The sequence below is a fragment of the Streptomyces sp. NPDC056480 genome (assembly GCF_042795405.1).
Classification (GTDB): domain Bacteria; phylum Actinomycetota; class Actinomycetes; order Streptomycetales; family Streptomycetaceae; genus Streptomyces.
The window spans coordinates 195,978-216,066 of sequence record NZ_JBHTSA010000001.1 but is presented as its reverse complement, the minus strand read 5'-3'; the positions used below and the strand labels follow the sequence as shown (position 1 = coordinate 216,066).

The following is a 20,089-nucleotide window of genomic DNA, read 5'->3' as shown; positions in this document are numbered from 1 at the left end:
CCAACTTCGCCAGGACTTCAACCCTCTCGCACGAGCTCACGGACACCACAAGTCCCGTGGGGACAATGCTGGACATCGTTCCTCTTGTGCGTGTACATGTGGATGCATCGAGCGGCTCAGAATGACATGGGGGTTTGCGATGCTATGGCGTCAAACGCACCGGTCGGAAAGCCGACTGACATGAGCGCCCCACACATGCCGAAAGTGGCCGGAATCGATTCCACGGTTCCCGGGCCCCCGCACACTACGGCGCCCCTCCCCGGGGTCCCCGCGGCGGCAGCACCCTCCGATCCGGTCTCCCCACCGGGAGCGCTGATCCAGGACCGGCTCGCCGCCTGGGTCTCCGACCTCACCACCCTCCACGAACTCACCGAGCGCCTCATCAGGACCGCCTCCCTCGACGAGGCCCTCCGCGAGGTCCTCGGCGCCGGCGCCGCCCTCGTCGGGGCCCGCCGCGGCATGGCCGTCCTCGAACCGGCCGACGGGCTCGGCCCCGCCTCCACCATCGGCCTCGGCCTCGCCCACTCGGACCTCGGCACGATCGAGACCGTCCCGCGCGGCACCAGCAGCTACGGCCGCCTCCTCGACGGCCTCCCCGATCCGGTGCATCCCGAGCGGGTCCCCGATCCGATCGCCATCCGCGACGTCCGCACCGAGGAAGGTCTCGACCCGCGCCACCGCGAGGTCGCCGCCCGCCTCGGCTACGCCGCCAGCTACGCCCTCCCCCTCGCCACCGAGGAGGCCGGCCGGCTCGGCGCCGCCGTCTGGCTCTACGACGAGCCCGCGGAGCCGACCGACCGCCAGCGCCACCTCATCGGGCTCTACGGCCGCTTCGCCACCGAGCACCTCGCCCGCCTCCTCCAGGTCGAGCGCGCCCGCGTGCAGGTCGCCACCATCGCCGAGGAACTGCTCCCCAGCCGTCTCCCCCGCGTCCCCGGCGTCCAGCTCGCCGCCCGCCACCGCACCGGCCCCCGGGGCGGCGGCGACTGGTACGACGCGCTGCCGCTGCCCGAGGGCGCCCTCGGTCTCGCCGTCGGCTCGGTCTCCGGCACCGGACCGAGCGCGCTCGCGGCCATGGGGCGGCTGCGCGCCTCCCTGCGCGCGTACGCGGTGATGGAGGGCGAGGACCCCGTCGCCGTCCTCTCCGACCTGGAGCTCCTGCTCCGGCTCACCGAACCGGCCCGCTCGGCGACCGCGCTCTTCGCGTACGCCGAACCGGCGCGGCGCCGGATCGTCCTCGCCGGCGCCGGGCACGCGCCGCCGCTGGTCATCGGGGAGCGGCGCACCGAGTTCGTCGAGACCTCGCTCTCGGCCCCGCTCGGGATGCTGTCCTGCTGGGAGGCGCCGAGCGTGGAGCTGTCCCCGGAGCCCGGAGAAACGGTGCTTCTCTACACCGACGGGCTGCTTCGCCGTACCGGCGACGCCATGGACCGGGCTTTCGCTCGGCTCCACGCGGCGGCGTCGAGCGTGCCGAAGGCGGACCGGGGCGACCCGGGCGCCGTCGCCGACCACGTCCTGCGGACCATGCTGCCCGCAGGCCTCGACACCACCGTGGACGGGGAGGACGTGGTCCTGCTCGCCGCCCGCTTCGACTGAGCGGCGCGGGGCGGCCGCGCGCGTGGGTACACGTAAGCGGAGCGTGACATTCCGGTAATGGGTCTTCCGGCCCTGGGCCCCCTTCCGTACGACCGTACGATGGTGGGGGTTCAGTGTCGTACCAAGAGGAGGCAGACCCGTGGCCGAGGAGCTCACGCCGGAGACCCCGGAAGAGACTGAGGAACAGGCGATCAAGCAGCGGAAGAACGGCCTGTACCCGGGCGTCTCCGACGAGCTGGCCGAGAACATGAAGTCCGGCTGGGCCGACACCGAGCTGCGCGGTCTGGAGCCGATCGCCCAGGCCGGCAAGACCGCCGAGCGCCGCGCGGCACTGTCCGCCCGCTTCCCGGGCGAGCGCCTGGTGATCCCCGCCGGCAAGCTGAAGACCCGGTCGAACGACACCGAGTACGCCTTCCGCGCCTCCACCGAGTACGCGTACCTCACCGGCGACCAGACCCAGGACGGCGTCCTCGTCCTGGAGCCGACGAAGAGCGGCCACCGGGCGACGATCTACCTGCTGCCGCGCTCCGACCGTGAGAACGGCGAGTTCTGGCTCGACGGCCAGGGCGAGCTGTGGGTCGGCCGCCGCCACTCCCTCACCGAGGCCGAGCAGCTCCTCGGCGTCCCCGCGAAGGACGTCCGCGAGCTGGCCGAGGCGCTGCGCGAGGCCACCGGCCCCGTCCGCAACGTCCGCGGTCACGACGCCGGCATCGAGGCCGCGCTGACCGACAAGGTCACCGCCGAGCGCGACGAGGAACTCCGCGTCTACCTCTCCGAGGCCCGCCTCATCAAGGACTCCTTCGAGATCGCCGAGCTGGAGAAGGCCTGCGCCTCCACCGCCCGCGGCTTCGAGGACGTCGTCAAGGTCCTCGACAAGGCCGAGGCCACCAGCGAGCGCTACATCGAGGGGACCTTCTTCCTCCGCGCCCGCGTCGAGGGCAACGACATCGGCTACGGCTCCATCTGCGCCGCCGGCCCGCACGCCACCACCCTGCACTGGGTGCGCAACGACGGCGACGTCCGCTCCGGCGACCTGCTGCTGCTCGACGCCGGCGTGGAGACCACCGAGCTCTACACCGCGGACATCACCCGCACCCTGCCGATCAACGGCCGGTACACCGAGCTCCAGCGCAAGATCTACGACGCCGTGTACGAGGCGCAGGAGGCCGGCATCGCCGCGGTGAAGCCCGGCGCCGCCTACCGCGACTTCCACGACGCCGCGCAGCGCGTCCTCGCCGAGAAGCTCGTCGAGTGGGGCCTCGTCGAGGGTCCGGTCGAGCGCGTCCTGGAGCTCGGCCTCCAGCGCCGCTGGACCCTGCACGGCACCGGTCACATGCTCGGCATGGACGTCCACGACTGCGCCGCCGCGCGCACCGAGGCCTATGTCGACACGACCCTCGCGCCGGGCATGTGCCTGACCGTCGAGCCGGGTCTGTACTTCCAGGCCGACGACCTGACCGTGCCGGAGGAGTACCGCGGCATCGGCGTCCGGATCGAGGACGACATCCTCGTCACCGAGGACGGCAACCGGAACCTCTCGGACGGGCTGCCGCGCCACGCCGACGAGGTCGAGGCGTGGATGGCCGCGCTGAAGGGCTGACGTCCGCGTACGTTGGAACCGAAGGGCCCTCGCCGACCGACCGGCGGGGGCCCTTCCCCGTACGGTCGGCGCGGGGGAGCGCGTCCCTCACCGCCACCGGTGCGGCAGGGGTACTCACGCCATGAGCAGCCACCGGTGCGGCTCGTGTGCTCACGCCATCAGCACCGCCACCGGTGCGGCACGTGTGCTCACGCCATGAGCAGGGAAGGGCTGTCCTTCCACTTCAGGATCTTGTCGAAGCTGACCACCACGCCGCCCCGGCCCGAGCGGTTGCCGAACTGCACGTGGTCCGCGAGCTCCTCGATCAGGCGCAGCCCCCGGCCGTGCTCGGCGTCCGACGGCGCGGCGGGCAGCTCGGCGCCGGGGAAACCGGGACCCGAGTCCGCCACCTCGATCCGGCAGGTCTCGCCGTCCAGGTACGCCGTCACCCGATAGGCCCTGCCGGCCGCGCCCGACCCGTCGGAACCGTCGCCGCCGTGCTCGACCGCGTTCGCGCACGCCTCGGTCAGCGCGACCGACAGCTCGTACGACACGTCGGGATCGACACCCGCCGTCTCCATCGTGCCCATCAGAAGCCTTCGGGCGAGGGGCACGCTCGCGGCTTCGCGCCGCAGATGGAGTGACCACCAGATGCTCATGCTCCAGCCTCCCGGCAGCGGCTCGACATACCGATACCTATTGCCGGGCAGACCCCTTCGTAAGCACAGGAACGCGTCAAGAGCGCTCGATCGGCGGATGCACCGGGCCCGTGCGCCGGTGTATGTCACCTCGAAGACCCGCAAGAGCCCCAAGAACGACCTTCTGGACCTGCCTCATACCGGTGGGGCCCGTGGTGCGATGATGGGCCCGCCATGAATGCCCCCGCGCTCGCTCCACGGCTGCTGAGGGCCGCGGTGTTCACCGCGGTCTGCGTCGTGCTGTCCGCGCTCGGGCACGCCATCGCCGCCTGTGCGGGCATCGCCCTGTGGACGCTGCTCGCCGGATTCCTCGGCGTCTTCGGCATCATGGTCCTCTTCGCCGGACGGGAACGCTCGCTCGGCTTCGTCGTCGGCGCCCTCGCCGGCGGACAGCTCGGGCTGCACGCCCTCTTCGGCCTCGGCCAGCGCCAGCTCGGCCTGAGCGCCCAGGCCGACGACGCCCTCGTACGGATGGCGGCGCGGCTCGTCTGCGGCGCGGGGACCTCGTCCCTCACCTCCGCCGACGCCACCAGGGTCATCCGCGACGCCGGGCTCGACCCGGCCACCGCGCAGTCCGGTGCCCACGCCCACCTCGGACACACGGCCGCCGCGGCGACCGCGCCCGCCGGTGAGCTGCTGCCCGGTCTGCCCATGCTCCTCGGTCATCTGCTGGCAGCCCTGGCCACGGGCTGGCTGCTGCGCCGCGGCGACCGGGCCCTCGGCCGACTCGTCGAACTCTCCGAGCAGGGGGCCACGGAGCTCGCCGAGTGCGCCCTCGTCCGCTCGCTGCGGGCCGCGCTCCGGCTCGTACGGGCGCTGCTCAACGGTCTTGCGGCGGCACCCGGCACGGGGCCGCGGCGAACGGTCCGCACGGCCTTCGACTCCTCGCCGCCACCGGTGGCCGAGGCACTCCTGCACACGGTGATCAGGCGGGGCCCGCCGGCCGCCGACTGCGTTCTCGCAGCCTGACACGGACCGCTCACCGGGAGCGGGGCCGTGCTCGTCCGCACGCCGGTCCAGGGTCCGTCCCCCGGCGCGCCGGACTCCCTCGTCCTTCTCCGAGCTGGAGTGTCTTCTGCCATGACCGTTTCCCGTGTCTCCTCCCGTGTCTCCGCCACCCGGGTCGCCCTCGCCGGTGGCATCGCCCTCTCCTCCGTCGTGCTGCTGTCGGGCACGGCGTTCGCGCACGTGAGCGTGCAGCCGCAGGGCGAGGCCGCCAAGGGCGGCTACGCGACCGTCAACATCAAGGTCCCGAACGAGCGCGACAACGCCTCCACCGTGAAGCTCGAGGTCAACTTCCCGCTCGACCACCCGCTGGCCTCCGTCATGCCGCAGCCCGTCCCCGGCTGGAAGGCCGAGGTGACCAAGAGCAAGCTCAGCAAGCCGCTGGAGCTGCACGGCAAGACGATCAACGAGGCCGTCTCCAAGGTGACGTGGACCGCCGACGGTTCGAAGATCGGCCCCGGCCAGTTCCAGCAGTTCCCGCTCTCCCTCGGCCAGCTGCCCGAGGACACCGACCAGCTGGTCCTCAAGGCGATCCAGACGTACGACAACAAGGAGGTCGTGCGCTGGATCGAGGAGCAGAAGGAGGGCGCGGAGGAGCCGCAGAACCCCGCCCCCGTCCTGAAGCTCTCCGCCGCCTCCGCCGACCACCACGGTGGCGCCGCCGCCCCGTCCGCCTCCGCCTCCACCGCGACGGACGAGAAGGCCGGGCACGACGAGAAGGCCGGCCACGACGACAAGGCCGACGCGAAGAAGGAGACGGCCGCCGCCGACTCCTCCGACACCACGGCCCGGATCCTCGGCGTCATCGGCATCCTCGTCGGCATCGCCGGCGTCGCGTTCGGTGTCCTCGCCGGCCGCCGCCGCTCGGCCTGACGGCCGCACCCCACCAGAGAATCCGGAAAGAAGCGGAAAGAACCAGCATGTCCGCAGAGAAGACACCCTCTCCGAAGCCCGGGGACGGCCCCGCCCGTCCCGGGCGCCGCACCCCGCTGATCGTCGCCGCGGTCGCGATCGTCGCCGCGATCGGCATCACCGCGGCCGTCGGCCTCGGCGGCGACGACGGCACATCCCCGGCCGGCGGCTCCGGCTCGGTCGCCGTGGTCTCCGGCGGTGACGACACCACCAAGGCCGCGACCGTCCTCGACCGGCCGTTCACCAAGCCCGGCCTCGTCCTCACCGACACCAAGGGCCAGAAGTACGACCTGCGGGAGCGGACCAAGGGCAAGCCGACGCTCATCTACTTCGGCTACACGCACTGCCCCGACGTCTGCCCCATGACGATGAGCAACATCGCCATCGCCAAGAAGCAGCTTCCCAAGGCCGACCAGGACAAGCTCCAGGTCGTCTTCGTCACCACCGACCCCGAGCGGGACACCCCGGCCGAGCTGGCCAAGTGGCTGCCCGCCGCGGGCGACCCCTCCTTCACCGGTCTCACCGGCTCGTTCGCCACCATCCAGGCGGGGGCGCGGCAGATCGGCATCGGCATCGACCCGCCGAAGAAGGAGAACGGCAAGGTCGTCTCCATGCACGGCGCACAGGTGATCGCCTTCTCGCCGACGACCGACCAGGGCTACGTCCTGTACGGCGAGGACACGAGCGTCGACGACTACGCCAAGGACCTGCCGAAGCTCATCAAGGGGGAGAACCCGTGAACCGCCGCACCACCACCCTGTCCGCCGCCGTGGCGCTCGCCGCCGCGCTCGCACTGACCGGGTGTTCGTCCTCGTCCGAGGCGTCCGAGGACGGGAAGCCCGATCTGAAGGTCAGCGGCGCGTTCATGCCGCAGCCGGTGATGGACATGGCCGGCGGCTTCCTCACCATCAAGAACGACAGCGGCACCGCGGACAAGCTCACCTCGGTCACCAGCGCCATCTCCGACGACGTCACGATCCACGAGACGAAGAACCAGAAGATGCAGGAGGTGAAGTCCTTCGACATCCCCGCGAACGGAGAGCTGAACCTCGCCCGCGGTGGCAACCACATCATGTTCATGGAGCTGAAGAACAAGCCCAAGCAGGGCGAGAAGGTCAGCATCGAGCTCCACTTCGAGAAGTCCGACCCGATCAAGGTCGACCTTCCCGTCGAAGCCGCCAACCACAACCCGCAGCAGCACTGAGCGCGTTGACGGAGTTCTCACAGAACTGACGGAGTGAACCGGAAGATGACAACCACCGCCCCGCGCCTCGGTACCGCCCTGGCCCGGCTGCTGATCCTCGCGGCCGCGCTGCTCGGCACGCTGCTCGCCGGTGCCGCCCCCGCGTCCGCGCACGCGGCGCTGACCGGAAGCGATCCGAAGGACGGGGCGGTGGTCGCCACCGCTCCCAAGGAGGTCAACCTCACCTTCTCCGAGCAGGTCGCCATGAGCGCCGACTCGATCCGGGTCCTCGACCCGGCGGGCCGGCGGGCCGACACCGGCGAGATCCTCGACCTCTGCAGCGGCTCGATCGTCCGCTACGGGGTGGCGCTCCGGGCCGGGCTGCCCGACGGCACGTACACCGTGGCCTGGCAGACCGTCTCGGCCGACAGCCACCCCATCTCCGGCGCCTTCACCTTCTCCATCGGCGCCCCCTCCACGACATCCGTCGCCCTGCCCGACCGGACGGCCGGCGGCGGTCTCGTCGGCACGCTCTACGGCATCGCGCGCTACGTCTCGTACGCCGGGTTCGCCGTCCTCGTCGGCGGCGGCGCCTTCGTCCTGGCCTGCTGGCCGCGCGGCGCGAGCGTCCGCCCGGTCCAGCAGACCGTGGTCCGGGGGTGGCTGACCCTCACCGGCGCCACCCTCGTCATGCTGCTGCTGCGCAGTCCGTACACCGGCTCCGGTGAGCTCTCCGACGCCTTCGACCTGGCGGGTCTGAAGGCCGTCCTGGAGACGAAGACCGGCGCCGCGCTCACCTCCCGGCTGCTGCTGCTCGGCGCGGCCGCGCTCTTCGTGGCCGTCCTCTTCGGCGCCTACGCCCGGCGGACCGACCCGAAGGAGCGGAAGGACCTCGCCTTCGGGCTCGGCCTCGGCGGCACCGTCGTCGCCGCCGGCATCGCCGGTACCTGGGCACTGGCCGAGCACGCCTCGACGGGTATCCAGCCCGGGATCGCCATGCCCGTCGACATCCTGCACCTGCTGGCCGTCGCCGCCTGGCTCGGTGGTCTCACGGTGCTGCTCGTCTCCCTCTACAAGGCGCCGTCCGTCGACCGCTCGGCGATCGAGCGCTTCTCCAAGGTGGCCTTCGGCTCCGTGGCCGTCCTCGCGGCCACCGGGCTCTACCAGTCCTGGCGCCAGGTCGGCTCCTGGTCCGCGCTGACCGGCACCCGCTACGGGCAGCTGCTGCTCGTCAAGATCGGCCTGATGTGCGTGCTGATCGGCATCGCCTGGATATCGCGCCGCTGGACCCAGCGCCTGGCCGACCCGAAGCCGGCCGAGGAAGCCGAGGAAGCCGAGGAAGCCGAGGAAGCCGAGCAGGCCGAGCAGGCCGAGCAGGCCGAGCAGGCCGAGCAGGCCGAGGCATCGGAACAGGCCGGGGCCGAAGAGGCCGACAAGGCCGACAGCGCCGAGGGCTCCGACGAGGCCGACAAGGCGGGCGCGGAAGCGGCGGACGCGACCGGGGCCGGGCGGACCGCCGAGGACGCCGAGACCGCCGATCCCGCCGACCCCGAACGGGCCGCTCAGCTCGCCCGGCAGCGGGCCGCCGTCGCCACCGCGCGGCGCAAGCGGGAGCGGGACGCCGACCCCGAGCGGGCCGGTCTGCGCCGCTCGGTGCTGACCGAGGCCGCCGTCGCCGTCGTGCTCCTCGCCGTCACCACCGTCCTCACCTCGACCGAACCCGGCCGCACCGAGGAGGAGGCGGGGCGGGGCGGGACCGCCGCCTCCGGCCCGGCCGCCGTGCCCGACCGGCCCGTCGACATCCGGCTGCCCTTCGACACCGGCGGCGTCGACGGCAAGGGAATCGTCCGGCTCAGCCTCGACCCCGGCCGCACCGGCGCCAACGCACTCCACCTCTTCGTCGAACGGCCCAACGGAAAGCCGCTGGACGTGCCCGAGATCAAGGTCGCCCTCACGCTTGAGGCGAAGGACGTCGGCCCGCTGCCCGTCGCCCCGGACCGGATCCAGACCGGGCACTGGAGCGCCAGTGGCGTCCAGATCCCGATGCCCGGCGAGTGGCGTATCCAGGTCACCGTCCGGACGTCCGAGATCGACCAGACCACCATCGAGAAGAACGTGAAGATCGGCTGATCCTTGACCGAGAACAACACTCTTGAGATCTCCCGGCGACGACTGCTCGGCACCGTCGGCGCGGCGGGCGCCGCCGGACTCGTCATCGGTGCGGCAGGCGGCGTCGGCGTCACCACGGCCGGCTCGGACGGCGGGACCACCGACGGGGCCGGAACCGACGGCACCCCGGCACTGACCACGGTCGGCTCGACCCAGGTGATGTTTCACGGGAAACATCAGGCGGGCATCACCACGCCCTCGCAGTCCCGCGGGCATCTGATCGCCTTCGACCTCGCCCCGGGCGCCGGCCGCAAGGAGGCGACGGCCCTGCTGCGCCGCTGGTCGGTGACAGCGGAGGCGCTGATGGCGGGCAAGGCCCCGGCCGGGGACACCGGAGTGGCGCTCGACGCGGGCCCCTCCTCCCTGACGGTCACCTTCGGCTTCGGCCGTACGTTCTTCGACCGGACCGGGCTCACCGCGCGCCGCCCCTCCGCGCTCGACCCGCTGCCCGCCTTTTCCGCCGACGCGCTGGACGCGCGGCGCTCGGAGGGCGATCTGTGGGTGCAGATCGGCGCCGACGACGCGCTCGTCGCCTTCCACGCGCTGCGGGCACTCCAGAAGGACGCGGGCGACGCGGCCCGGGTGCGCTGGCAGATGAACGGCTTCAACCGCTCGGCCGGTGCCACCGCGAAGCCGATGACGGCCCGCAACCTGATGGGCCAGATCGACGGCACGGGCAATCCGAAGGCGACCGATCCCGACTTCGACCGGCGGATCTTCGTTCCGGCGGGCACCGGGGACGCGACGGAGTGGATGGCCGGCGGCTCGTACGCGGTGGTGCGAAGGATCCGGATGCTGCTCGACGACTGGGAGAAGCTGCCGCTCGACCGGCAGGAGAAGGTGATCGGGCGCCGGAAGTCCGACGGGGCACCGCTCACCGGCGGCAGCGAGAGCAGCGAGCTCGACCTGAACATGCGCGGCCCGGACGGGACGACGGTCATCCCGGACAACGCCCACTCGCGTATCTCCGCCCCCGAACAGAACGGCGGGGCGGCGATGCTGCGCAGGCCGTTCTCCTTCCACGACGGGATCGCTCCCGACGGGACGCCGGACGCCGGTCTCCTCTTCGTCTGCTGGCAGGCCGACCCGCTGCGGGGCTTCGTGCCCGTGCAGCGCAAGCTCGACCGGGGCGACGCGCTGTCCGCGTTCATCCGGCACGAGTCCAGCGGCCTCTACGCGGTCCCGGGCGGCCCCGCCGAGGGCGAGTACGTGGGACAGCGGCTCCTGGAGTCCTGACCTGCCGGGTCGCCCGCCGGCGGGCACGCGTGTCCCGTCGGGCGGGCGGCCCGCGGCTCCGGGGCCCATTAGGGTGACGGTATGTCCGCCACCCGGTACACGTATCTCGGCCCCGAGGGCACCTTCACGGAGGCCGCGCTGCGTACGCTGCCCGAGGCCGCGACGAGGGAACTCGTCCCCATGGTCTCGGTCCCGGCCGCGCTCGACGCCGTACGGAACGGGGAGGCGGCCGCCGCTCTCGTCCCGATCGAGAACTCGGTCGAGGGCGGGGTGACCGCGACCCTCGACGAGCTGGCCTCCGGCGAGCCGCTGATGATCTACCGCGAGGTGCTCCTGCCGATCGCCTTCGCGCTGCTCGTGCGCCCGGGGACCAAGCTGTCGGACATCAAGACCGTGACGGGCCACCCGGTGGCCCAGCCGCAGGTCCGGAACTGGCTGCGGGCGCACCTGCCCGAGGCGCTGTGGGAGTCGGCCGCGTCCAACGCGGACGGGGCCCGGCTGGTGCAGGAGGGCCGCTTCGACGCCGCTTTCGCGGGGGAGTTCGCGGCGGTGACGTACGGCCTCGAGGCGCTGGTCACCGAGATCCACGACGCGGAGAACGCGGAGACCCGGTTCGTCCTGGTGGGCCGGCCGGCCCGGCCGGCGGCGCCGACCGGCGCGGACAAGACCTCGGTGGTGCTGTGGCTGGGTGACGATCATCCGGGTGCCCTCCTCGAACTGCTCCAGGAATTCGCGGTGCGCGGGGTGAACCTGATGCTGATCCAGTCCCGGCCCACGGGGGCGGGGATCGGGAACTACTGCTTCGCCGTGGACGCCGAGGGCCATATCTCGGACAGGCGGGTGGGCGAGGCGCTGATGGGGCTCAAGCGGATCTGCCCCAAGGTGCGGTTCCTCGGCTCGTACCCGCGGGCGGGCGTGGCGGTCGAGGACGTGGCGGCGCTGCGGCGCGGCACCTCGGACGGGGAGTTCATGGCGGCCTCCGACTGGCTGGCGAGGGCCCAGGACGGTCGGGCCTGACCCGATGGTGACCGAACGCTCCCGGCGGCGGGAGCGTTCGTCCACAGGTGCGAACCACTAGTCCTACCTGCGTATTTTCACTTACCCACAGCAGTTATCCACAGGCTCGGGGCTCGACCTGGGGACAAGTCGACAGCTTGCCCCGACAAGGTCGACAAATCGCCCTAGCAACTCACCGACCCCGCCCGACTGTCCACAGCGCAGGGAAGAAGCCCTCGTCAGCACGGTTCGCTCGACCAACTCTTTGGAGCGAGCAATTCCCACCCAAATGAGTGCCTCAATGGCGTTTGATCACGGAATTCCCAGGGCCGGGACGGGAAATCCACGCGATCTTCCCCGTAGTCCACAGATCTTCCGCACAGCCTGTGGATAACTAAATGCAGAGCCCGGCTCCCGGCATTCTCACAGGTATCAATTCGGGCATAACGTCATGCGTGACAACACGCGTGACGTTATCCGGTGGGGGCGGGCGAACGCGCACCGGTAGCCTGGTGGGGTGATTGACCTTCGCCTGCTCCGTGAGGACCCCGACCGTGTTCGCGCCTCCCAGCGCGCCCGTGGAGAGGACGTCGCGCTCGTCGACGCCCTGCTCTCCGCCGATGAGCGGCGCAGGTCGTCCGGCGTCCGCTTCGACGAGCTCCGATCCGAGCAGAAGGCGCTCGGCAAGCTGATCCCCAGGGCCACCCCGGAGGAGCGCGCCGAGCTCCTCCAGAAGGCCGAGCAGCTCAAGACCGACGTCAAGGCCGCCGAGGCCGAACAGAACGACGCCGACGAGACGGCCAAGCGGCTGCTGCTCCAGCTCGGGAACATCGTCCACACCGACGTCCCGGTCGGCGGCGAGGAGGACTTCGTCGTCCTCGAGACGCACGGCACCATCCGCGACTTCGCGGCCGAGGGCTTCGAGCCCAAGGACCACCTGGAGCTCGGCGAGGCGCTCGGCGCCATCGACGTCGAGCGCGGCGCCAAGGTCTCCGGCTCGCGCTTCTACTACCTGACCGGTGTCGGCGCCCTGCTGGAGCTCGCCCTGGTCAACGCGGCGATCGCGCAGGCCACCGAGGCCGGCTTCATCCCCATGCTGACCCCGGCGCTGGTCCGTCCGCGCGCCATGGAGGGCACCGGATTCCTCGGCCAGGCCGCGGAGAACGTGTACCACCTGGAGAAGGACGACTACTACCTCGTCGGCACGTCCGAGGTGCCCCTCGCGGCGTACCACATGGACGAGATCATCGACGCGGACAAGCTGCCCCTGCGGTACGCCGGTTTCTCGCCCTGCTTCCGCCGCGAGGCCGGCACGTACGGCAAGGACACCCGCGGCATCTTCCGCGTCCACCAGTTCGACAAGGTCGAGATGTTCTCGTACGTCGCGCCGGAGGACGCCGAGGCCGAGCACAAGCGGCTCCTGGAGTGGGAGAAGCAGTGGCTGACCGGTCTGGAGCTGCCGTTCCAGGTCATCGACGTCGCCACCGGTGACCTCGGTTCGTCCGCCTCCCGCAAGTTCGACTGCGAGGCGTGGATCCCGACCCAGGGCAAGTACCGCGAGCTGACCTCGGCCTCGAACTGCGACAGCTTCCAGGCCCGCCGGCTCTCGGTCCGCATGCGCGACGAGCAGGGCGGCAAGAAGACGGTGCAGCCGCTCGCCACCCTGAACGGCACCCTGTGCGCCGTACCGCGCACGATCGTGGCGATCCTGGAGAACCACCAGCTGCCCGACGGTTCCGTGCGCGTCCCCGAGATGCTGCGGCCCTACCTCGGCGGCCGTGAGGTCCTGGAGCCGATCGCCAAGTGAGCCCCTTCCCCTACCGCCTGGTCGCGACGGATCTCGACGGCACGCTGCTGCGCGCCGACGAGTCCGTCTCGGCCCGCACGCGGGACGCGCTCGCCGCCGTCACGGAGGCGGGCGCCGCGCACATCGTCGTCACCGGCCGGGCGGTGCCCTGGACCCGGCACATCCTGGACGACCTCGGCTACGAGGGGATCGCGGTGTGCGGGCAGGGCGCGCAGGTCTACCACGCGGGTGAGCACCGGCTGCTGACCTCGCTGACCCTGGACCGGCAGCTCGCGGGGCTGGCCCTCTCGAAGATCGAGGCGGAGGTCGGCCCGCTGGCGCTGGCCGCGAGCCGCGACGGCCTGGAGGGCGAGGTCCTGATGGGCCCGGGCTACCGGGCGCATCCGGGGCCGCTGCCGTACGTGCCGTACGAGGACCCGGCGGAGCTGTGGGCGGCGCCGCTGACCAAGCTCTACCTCCAGCACCCGACGCTGTCGGACGACGAACTGACCCACGCCGCCCGGGCGACGGTCGGCAGTCTCGTGGACGTCGTCATGGCGGGTCCCGGTGTGGTGGAGATCCTGCCGCTCGGCCTGAGCAAGGCCACCGGTCTCTCGCTGGCGGCGCGCCGGCTGGGGGTGAAGGCGGCGGAGACGATCGCCTTCGGCGACATGCCGAACGACATCCCGATGTTCGGCTGGGCTGCCCACGGCGTGGCCATGGGCAACGCGCACGCCGAACTGCGCGCGGTGGCGGACGAGGTGACCGCCTCGAACGAGGAGGACGGCATCGCCGTCGTCCTGGAGCGCCTGCTGTCGGTCTGACCGGCCGCGGGGAAAAGAGAAGGGGCGGCCCGCGTGGACCAGGTCCACGCGCTCGAAGCGGCCGCCCCCTCTTTTCGGGGGATCCCCCGTGTCCCCCGTACAACTAGTGTGCGCCGGTGCCCTGTTCGGGGTCGACTGGTTTTCCGCGGGTGAGCGGGTAGCAGGCGAGGCCGATGGCCAGGGAGATCGCGTGCCCGAGGTCGGTGTACGTGCGGTCGGCGAGCAGCGGTACGACGAAGAAGGCCACCGCTCCCGCGAGGTAGAGCCAGCGCCAGGGCCGGGCGAGCCGGTACGTGAGGATGCCCGCCGAGGCGGCGAGCCCGTAGCTGACCCCGATGTCGACGACGTGCGCCATGCTGCGCGGCACGTCGTGGAGGCGGATGGCCACGAGGACGACCTGCTGGCTGATCAGCGTGGCCGCGACATGGGCCGTGGCGACGACGAAGAGCCATTTCGCGGTGCCGAGCCACCGCTCCACGGGCGCGTGGATCAGCTCGAACAGCGCCGCGTACAGGAGCAGGTCGGCCGGGTCCTCGATCCAGAACGCGCTGCCGAGCAGGGCCCTCAGCGGATGGTGGGACAGCTGGTGGAGATTGCTGCTGTTGCGGTGCAGCAGATAGCTGTCGAGGCCTTGGGGGGACAGCGCGATGACGAGGCTGGTGATCGCGATGACCGCGAGCCAGAGATGCGTACCGGGTGACGAACGCACCCACGACCTGATCGGTCGGGACGGTTCGCCACCCGGGAGGGTCTCGGGAGGCACGTGTCCGTGCCTATCACCCCGAAACGGCAGAAACCTCTAGAAACCTCTAGAACCTCTGGAAACCTCAGAAATTGATCATGTGTCCGGCAATGCCGTGGATCGCTTCCTTCACGGCCTCGCCCAGCGTCGGGTGCGCGTGGACGTTCCGCGCGACCTCGTGCACGGTGAGGTCCCACTGCTGCGCCAGGGTCAGCTCGGGGAGCAGCTCGGTGACGTCGGGGCCGATCAGGTGGGCGCCGATGATCTCGCCGTGCGTCCCGTCCGCGATGATCTTGACGAAGCCGGTGGCGTCGCCGAGTCCGTGCGCCTTGCCGTTCGCCACGAAGGGGAACTTGGCGACCTTGACGTCGTAGCCCTTCTCGCGGGCCTGCGCCTCGGTCCAGCCGAAGCTGGCGATCTGCGGCTGGCAGTAGGTCGCGCGCGGGATCATCGGGTAGTCGAGCTCCATGGTCTCCGCGTCCCCGATGGTCTCGGCGGCGATGACGCCCATGGCCTCGGCGGTGTGCGCGAGCATCAGCTTCGCGGTGACGTCGCCGATGGCGTAGATGTGCGGCACGGAGGTGCGGCAGCGGCCGTCGACGTCGATCGCACCGCGCTCGGTGAGGGCGACACCGGTGGCCTCCAGGCCGTAGCCCGTGACGTTCGGGGCGAAGCCGATGGCCTGGAGGACCTTGTCGGCCTCCAGGACCTTCTGGACGCCGTCCTTGCCGGTGACGGTGACGCGGACCTGCGGGCCGGACTCGTCGATGGCCTCGACGCGGGTCGAGGTCAGAACGTCGATGCCGAGCTTGCGGTACTGCTTCGCCAGCTCCTTGGAGACCTCTTCGTCCTCCAGCGGCGCGATCCGGTCGAGGAACTCGACGATCGTGACCTTGGTGCCGTAGTTGTTGAGGACGTACGCGAACTCGATGCCGATCGCTCCGGCGCCGGCGATGATGATCGACTGCGGGGCGTCCTCGGCGAGGATCTGCTCCTCGTAGGACACGACGCGCTCCGTGCGGGCGGTGCCCGGGAGCAGGCGCGGGGTGGCGCCGGTGGCGATGATGCAGTTGTCGAACTGGATCGTCTCCGAGGTGCCGTCGGACTTGGCGACCTGGAGGGTGTTCGCGTCGAGGAAGGTTCCCCGGCCGTCGAACTCGGTGATCTTGTTCTTCTTCATGAGGAAGTGGACGCCCTTGACGCGGCCGTCCGCGACCGAGCGGCTGCGGCGGAACGCCTCGGTGTAGTCGAAGGAGACGGTGCCGTCCACCTTGATGCCGAAGGTCTTGGCCTCGTGGTTGAAGATGTGGGCCAGTTCGGCGTTGCGCAGCAGTGCCTTGGTGGGGATGCAGCCGACGTTCAGGCAGACACCGCCCCAGTACTTCTCCTCGACGACCGCGACCCGCTTGCCCAGCTGGGCGGCGCGGATGGCGGCGACGTAGCCGCCGGGGCCAGCTCCGAGTACGACGACGTCGAAGCGGTCTGACATGACTGACTCCCGAGGGTGGTGAGGGTGTTCGGTCCGCGTACGGGCCCACAGTAGTCCGGTGTCCCGCCCGTGGTCAGTTGTAGGATGACCGGGCAACCGGGCAAATGGAGAGGTCGGAACGGCATGGCACTCAGGGCGACGGGGCGGACCTCGCTGGTGGACTCCGTGGTGGACCAGCTGCGGACGCAGCTCGCGGACGGCGAGTGGGCGGTCGGCGACCGCATCCCGACCGAGCACGAGCTCGCCCAGCAGCTCGGTGTGGGCCGCAACACCGTCCGCGAGGCGGTCAGGGTCCTGGTCCACGCGGGTCTGCTCGAATCCCGTCAGGGCAACGGAACCTTCGTCAGGTCGACCGCCGACCCGGCGGCCGTGCTGCGCGGGGTACGGCACGCGGGCGCGGGGGACGTCCTCGAACTCCGGGTCGCCCTGGAGGCCGAGGCGGCGCGGCTCGCGGCGGCCCGGCGGGACACCCACGACCTGCTGCGGCTCCGGGCCGCCCTCACCACGCTGCGCGAGGAGGGCGACCGTCACGCGGACGCCGACCTCGCCTTCCACCTCGCGGTCGTCGGCGCCACCCACAACGCGGCCTTCGTCGAGGTCTACCGCTTCTTCTCCGCCCAGGTGCACGAGGTGCTCGTGGAGGCCCTCGGCGACCGGGAGATGCCGCCGGTCGACATCGACGCCCACGAGGCCCTGGTCACGGCCATCGAGGCGGGCGACCCGGAGGCGGCGGAGAGCCAGGCCCGCGAACTGCTGCGGGTCCCGATGGAGACGGTCGCGGCGCTGACGGAGAGCTCCCGATGAGCGCCGAGACCCGTACGACGGGGTCCGCCGCACCCTCGCCCGTACCGCCGCCCCCGCCCGTACCCCCGCCCGTGCTCGTCGACGCGGAGGCCGGGGTCGCGGCGTCGGCCGCCGGGGCTGCGGCGCGGCGGGCGCTGCTCGGGCGTCCGGCGCTGCTCCTGACCGGGATCGTGCTGGCCTCGCTGAACATGCGGGCCGCGCTCGCGAGCGTGGCGCCGCTGGTCGGCGAGATATCCGGGGCCTTCGGGCTCTCCTCGACGGCGAGTTCGCTCGTGACCTCGGTGCCGGTGCTGTTCCTCGGCGTGGGGGCGCTGGTCGCGCCCTGGCTGGGGCGTCGCTTCGGCGCCGAACGCGTGCTCCTCGCGGCCCTGCTGCTGCTCGCCGTCGGCATCCTCGCGCGCGTGCTGCCCTCCGTGTACGCGCTGTACGGCGGCGGCATCCTCGTCGGCACCGCGATCGCCCTGCTCAACGTGCTGATGCCGGGCCTGATCAAGCGTGACTTCCCGGACCGGGCCGCGGCGATGACCTCGGTCTACACCGGCGCGATGATCGCCGGTGCGACGGTCGCGGCGGCGGCCGCGGTGCCGCTGGAGAAGGCGCTCGGCGGTGGCTGGGAGGGCTCGCTCGGCTTCTGGTCCCTGCTCGCCGTGGTCGCCGCGGTCGCCTGGCTGCCCCAGGTGCTGATCGCCCGGGGCCGCACCGGCCACGAGGTACGGGCGGTCCCGGCCGCCGCCGCCCGCCCGGTGAGCGTCTGGCGCTCGGCCCTCGCCTGGCAGGTCACGCTCTTCATGGGCCTGCAGTCGCTGTGGTCGTACGTGCTGATCGCCTGGATGCCGACGATCTTCACCGACCACGGGATGAGCCGCTCCACGGCCGGCGTCGTCTTCGCCTTCAACAACCTGATCCAGGTCGCGGGCGCCTTCGTGGTCCCGCTGCTCGCCGGCCGGATGCGGAGCCAGCGTCCGCTGATCGTGCTGGTCACCACCCTGGTCGCGGCCGGTTACGCCGGTCTGATGGTGGCGCCGGTCGAGGGTGCCTGGCTCTGGTCGGCGGTGCTCGGGGTCGGCCAGGGCGGGGCGGTCGGTCTCGCCCTGACCCTGATCGTGCTGCGCTCCGGGGACGCGGTGACCGCGGCCCGGCTGTCCGGGATGGCCCAGACGGTCGGCTATCTGCTCGCCGCCGCGGGCCCGCTCGCGGCCGGCGCCCTGCACCAGGCCACCGGCTCCTGGACGCTGCCGATCTGTGTGGTCCTCGGCGTCTGCGCGGCGGCCCTCACCGTGGGGCTCTTCGCCGCCCGGGATCGGACGGTGTGAGGGGAGGGGGGTTGCGGTGCGGCTCCGGGGTGGGGCTCCCGGGGTGGGGCGCCCGGCCTCGGAGCCGTACCGCTTCCGTGTCTTCTACTCTTCGCCCGCCAGCTTCAGCGTGCGGAGCTTGAAGCCGGCGAACCAGGTCGCCGCGATCGTGACCGCGGAGAGGAGCACGACCGCCGTGGTGAGGCCGACCTCCGAGGTGATCAGGCCGTCGCCGGTGACCTTCTCGGCGAGGGCGAGCGCCCACTGCTGGACGCTCAGGGTGCGCGCCCCCTCGATCAGGGAGCCGAACAGGGCCTCCCACACCAGGGCGTAGACCAGGCCGATGACCACCGCGTGGCGGCTGATCGTGCCGAGCAGCAGGAACAGCGCGCTGTACGCGATGGAGGCCACGAGCGCCGCCACCGTGTAGGCCACGGCCACCTGCTGGCCGTTGCCGTTGAGGATGAAGCCGGCGATGAACGTCGGTACCGCCGAGAAGACCATCGTCACCGCGATCGCGACGATCAGCTTCGTGAAGATGATCGAGGGCCGCTTCACCGGCTTGGACAGCAGGTAGACGATCGAGCCGTCGTCGATCTCGGGGCCGATCGCGCCCGTACCGGCGATGACACCGATCAGCGGGACCATCGTGGCCAGCGCGAAGCCGCCGAGGACATCGGCCGCGACCTGATCGTCCGCACCGTTGAAGGCGCGCACCGCCGCGGCGATGAGCAGCAGCATGCCGGGCAGCAGGAAGAGGATCAGGGCCCGGCGGCGGCCGAGGAGGGCCCGGTAGGTGAGCCGGGCGACTGTGGGGTTGTACATCGGTCAGGCTCCTTTCAGGCCGCGACGAGGTATGAGAAGACCGATTCGAGGGACTCGTCCGAGGGCGAGACCGTCAGCAGACGGATCCCCCGCTCGCGCGCGACCTTCGGCAGCAGCTCCGTGAACCGCCCGAAGTCCACCGCCTGGATGCGCAGTCCGCCCTCCACCTGGTCGACCTCGATGCCGGCCGTGGACGGGTCGGCGATCAGCGCCGCGGCGAGTGCCCGGTCGTCGCTGGAGCGGACCAGGTAGCGGTGCGGCCGGTCCGTCATCAGCCGGCGGATCTTGCGGAAGTCGCCGGAGGCCGCGTGGCGGCCGGCCACGATCACCTCGATGTGGGAGGCGAGCTGCTCGACCTCCTCCAGGATGTGCGAGGAGAACAGCACCGTGCGGCCGTCCGCGCCCATCTGCCGCAGCAGGTCCATCAGCTGCATGCGCTGGCGCGGGTCCATGCCGTTGAACGGCTCGTCCAGGAGCAGCACCGACGGGTCGTGCACGAGGGCCGAGGCCATCTTCACGCGCTGCCGCATGCCCTTGCTGTACGTGGAGATCTTGCGGTCCTGCGCGTACTCCATCTCGACCGTGGCCAGGGCCTGCTGGGCCTCCTTGGCGCCGAGGCCCTGCAGCTCCGCGTTCGCCACGACGAATTCGCGGCCGGTGAGGAAGTCGTACATCGCCTCCCGCTCGGGCACGACGCCGATCTCGCGGTAGACCGACTCGTTCCCCCAGATCGTCTGCCCGTCGAGGGTGACGCTGCCGGTGGAGGGGTCGAGGAAGCCGCCCATCATGTTGATCAGGGTGGACTTGCCCGCGCCGTTCGGCCCGAGGAGGCCGGTGACACCCGGTCCCACCGTCATCGTGACGTCGTTCACGGCCACGACGTTTCCGAACCAGCGGGAGACGTGGTCGATAGAGAGGATGCTCATGGGCGCAGCCCATTCCTTAGAGGGGTG

The 20,089-nt window shown here is 71.5% G+C and carries 18 protein-coding genes; 13 read left to right on the top strand and 5 right to left on the bottom strand.

Translation table 11 applies throughout. The features are described from left to right. Window positions 1-144: 144 nt before the first annotated feature. Both ACFQ79_RS00990 and ACFQ79_RS00985 read left to right on the top strand, forming a co-directional pair. On the top strand, window positions 145-1,596 hold the full coding sequence (locus ACFQ79_RS00990) for a PP2C family protein-serine/threonine phosphatase (protein ID WP_383578541.1): 1,452 nt from the start codon (window positions 145-147) through the stop codon (window positions 1,594-1,596). A gap of 139 nt (window positions 1,597-1,735) precedes the next feature. Further along, window positions 1,736-3,196, top strand: coding sequence for an aminopeptidase P family protein (locus ACFQ79_RS00985; protein ID WP_383578538.1), 1,461 nt, complete (start codon window positions 1,736-1,738; stop codon window positions 3,194-3,196). 188 nt (window positions 3,197-3,384) lie between these two features. Here ACFQ79_RS00985 and ACFQ79_RS00980 read toward each other — a convergent pair whose 3' ends face one another. Beyond that, window positions 3,385-3,834 carry an ATP-binding protein gene (locus tag ACFQ79_RS00980; protein WP_383578535.1) on the bottom strand — a complete coding sequence of 150 codons (450 nt, stop codon included), beginning with the start codon at window positions 3,832-3,834 and terminating at the stop codon, window positions 3,385-3,387. A gap of 213 nt (window positions 3,835-4,047) precedes the next feature. Here ACFQ79_RS00980 and ACFQ79_RS00975 point away from each other — a divergent pair, with 213 nt between their 5' ends. The 9 genes from ACFQ79_RS00975 (at window position 4,048) to ACFQ79_RS00935 (ending at window position 13,984) form a co-directional block, all read left to right on the top strand. Further along, window positions 4,048-4,842 carry a hypothetical protein gene (locus tag ACFQ79_RS00975; RefSeq protein ID WP_383578533.1) on the top strand — a complete coding sequence of 265 codons (795 nt, stop codon included), beginning with the start codon at window positions 4,048-4,050 and terminating at the stop codon, window positions 4,840-4,842. A 111-nt stretch (window positions 4,843-4,953) separates the two neighbouring features. Then, a complete protein-coding gene (locus ACFQ79_RS00970; protein WP_383578531.1) occupies window positions 4,954-5,751 on the top strand; it encodes a YcnI family protein in 798 nt (265 codons plus the stop codon). A gap of 47 nt (window positions 5,752-5,798) precedes the next feature. Next, the gene (locus tag ACFQ79_RS00965; protein ID WP_383578529.1) at window positions 5,799-6,530 is read left to right on the top strand and encodes an SCO family protein; all 732 of its coding nucleotides are present in this window, start codon (window positions 5,799-5,801) and stop codon (window positions 6,528-6,530) included. After that, on the top strand, window positions 6,527-6,994 hold the full coding sequence (locus ACFQ79_RS00960) for a copper chaperone PCu(A)C (protein ID WP_383578527.1): 468 nt from the start codon (window positions 6,527-6,529) through the stop codon (window positions 6,992-6,994). Before ACFQ79_RS00965 ends, ACFQ79_RS00960 begins: the two co-directional genes overlap by 4 nt. 45 nt (window positions 6,995-7,039) lie before the next feature. Continuing rightward, on the top strand, window positions 7,040-9,103 hold the full coding sequence (locus tag ACFQ79_RS00955; protein ID WP_383578525.1) for a copper resistance CopC/CopD family protein: 2,064 nt from the start codon (window positions 7,040-7,042) through the stop codon (window positions 9,101-9,103). 3 nt (window positions 9,104-9,106) lie between these two features. Then, window positions 9,107-10,378: an iron uptake transporter deferrochelatase/peroxidase subunit gene (efeB, locus tag ACFQ79_RS00950; RefSeq protein WP_383578522.1), complete on the top strand. Its 1,272-nt coding sequence runs from the start codon at window positions 9,107-9,109 to the stop codon at window positions 10,376-10,378. A gap of 81 nt (window positions 10,379-10,459) precedes the next feature. Beyond that, the gene (gene pheA, locus ACFQ79_RS00945) at window positions 10,460-11,395 is read left to right on the top strand and encodes a prephenate dehydratase (RefSeq protein WP_055602630.1); all 936 of its coding nucleotides are present in this window, start codon (window positions 10,460-10,462) and stop codon (window positions 11,393-11,395) included. A gap of 496 nt (window positions 11,396-11,891) precedes the next feature. Then, entirely contained in the window at window positions 11,892-13,181 is a 1,290-nt protein-coding gene (gene serS / locus ACFQ79_RS00940; protein ID WP_329280882.1) for a serine--tRNA ligase, read from the top strand. Further along, window positions 13,178-13,984 (top strand): HAD family hydrolase, encoded by an 807-nt coding sequence (locus tag ACFQ79_RS00935; RefSeq protein WP_383578520.1) that lies wholly within the window; start codon window positions 13,178-13,180, stop codon window positions 13,982-13,984. Before serS ends, ACFQ79_RS00935 begins: the two co-directional genes overlap by 4 nt. Before the next feature lie 103 nt (window positions 13,985-14,087). Here the strand turns inward: ACFQ79_RS00935 and ACFQ79_RS00930 are convergent, their stop codons facing one another. Together ACFQ79_RS00930 and lpdA are read right to left on the bottom strand one after the other, a co-directional pair. Further along, window positions 14,088-14,747, bottom strand: coding sequence for a rhomboid-like protein (locus ACFQ79_RS00930; RefSeq protein WP_383578517.1), 660 nt, complete (start codon window positions 14,745-14,747; stop codon window positions 14,088-14,090). Between the two features lie 64 nt (window positions 14,748-14,811). Further along, a complete protein-coding gene (gene lpdA / locus ACFQ79_RS00925; protein ID WP_383578515.1) occupies window positions 14,812-16,215 on the bottom strand; it encodes a dihydrolipoyl dehydrogenase in 1,404 nt (467 codons plus the stop codon). Between the two features lie 123 nt (window positions 16,216-16,338). Here lpdA and ACFQ79_RS00920 point away from each other — a divergent pair, with 123 nt between their 5' ends. Next, window positions 16,339-17,019 carry a FadR/GntR family transcriptional regulator gene (locus ACFQ79_RS00920; protein WP_383578512.1) on the top strand — a complete coding sequence of 227 codons (681 nt, stop codon included), beginning with the start codon at window positions 16,339-16,341 and terminating at the stop codon, window positions 17,017-17,019. Then, window positions 17,016-18,332, top strand: coding sequence for a CynX/NimT family MFS transporter (locus ACFQ79_RS00915; protein ID WP_383578509.1), 1,317 nt, complete (start codon window positions 17,016-17,018; stop codon window positions 18,330-18,332). Before ACFQ79_RS00920 ends, ACFQ79_RS00915 begins: the two co-directional genes overlap by 4 nt. 84 nt (window positions 18,333-18,416) lie before the next feature. On the opposite strand, the gene ACFQ79_RS00910 is transcribed toward ACFQ79_RS00915, so the two are convergent. Both ACFQ79_RS00910 and ACFQ79_RS00905 read right to left on the bottom strand, forming a co-directional pair. After that, complete coding sequence (locus ACFQ79_RS00910) at window positions 18,417-19,136, bottom strand: ABC transporter permease (RefSeq protein ID WP_383578507.1); 720 nt, start codon at window positions 19,134-19,136, stop codon at window positions 18,417-18,419. 14 nt (window positions 19,137-19,150) lie between these two features. Then, a complete protein-coding gene (locus ACFQ79_RS00905; RefSeq protein ID WP_383578504.1) occupies window positions 19,151-20,062 on the bottom strand; it encodes an ABC transporter ATP-binding protein in 912 nt (303 codons plus the stop codon). Window positions 20,063-20,089 lie beyond the last annotated feature (27 nt).

Excerpts from the sequence above, each read along its gene's own strand:
- ACFQ79_RS00980 (WP_383578535.1), bottom strand. The coding sequence starts at position 3,834 with ATGAGCATCTGGTGGTCACTCCATCTGCGGCGCGAAGCCGCGAGCGTG.
- ACFQ79_RS00970 (WP_383578531.1), top strand. The coding sequence starts at position 4,954 with ATGACCGTTTCCCGTGTCTCCTCCCGTGTCTCCGCCACCCGGGTCGCC.
- ACFQ79_RS00975 (WP_383578533.1), top strand. The coding sequence starts at position 4,048 with ATGAATGCCCCCGCGCTCGCTCCACGGCTGCTGAGGGCCGCGGTGTTC.
- pheA (WP_055602630.1), top strand. The coding sequence starts at position 10,460 with ATGTCCGCCACCCGGTACACGTATCTCGGCCCCGAGGGCACCTTCACG.
- ACFQ79_RS00910 (WP_383578507.1), bottom strand. The coding sequence starts at position 19,136 with ATGTACAACCCCACAGTCGCCCGGCTCACCTACCGGGCCCTCCTCGGC.
- ACFQ79_RS00955 (WP_383578525.1), top strand. The coding sequence starts at position 7,040 with ATGACAACCACCGCCCCGCGCCTCGGTACCGCCCTGGCCCGGCTGCTG.
- ACFQ79_RS00905 (WP_383578504.1), bottom strand. The coding sequence starts at position 20,062 with ATGAGCATCCTCTCTATCGACCACGTCTCCCGCTGGTTCGGAAACGTC.
- ACFQ79_RS00990 (WP_383578541.1), top strand. The coding sequence starts at position 145 with ATGGCGTCAAACGCACCGGTCGGAAAGCCGACTGACATGAGCGCCCCA.
- ACFQ79_RS00915 (WP_383578509.1), top strand. The coding sequence starts at position 17,016 with ATGAGCGCCGAGACCCGTACGACGGGGTCCGCCGCACCCTCGCCCGTA.
- ACFQ79_RS00965 (WP_383578529.1), top strand. The coding sequence starts at position 5,799 with ATGTCCGCAGAGAAGACACCCTCTCCGAAGCCCGGGGACGGCCCCGCC.
- ACFQ79_RS00920 (WP_383578512.1), top strand. The coding sequence starts at position 16,339 with ATGGCACTCAGGGCGACGGGGCGGACCTCGCTGGTGGACTCCGTGGTG.
- lpdA (WP_383578515.1), bottom strand. The coding sequence starts at position 16,215 with ATGTCAGACCGCTTCGACGTCGTCGTACTCGGAGCTGGCCCCGGCGGC.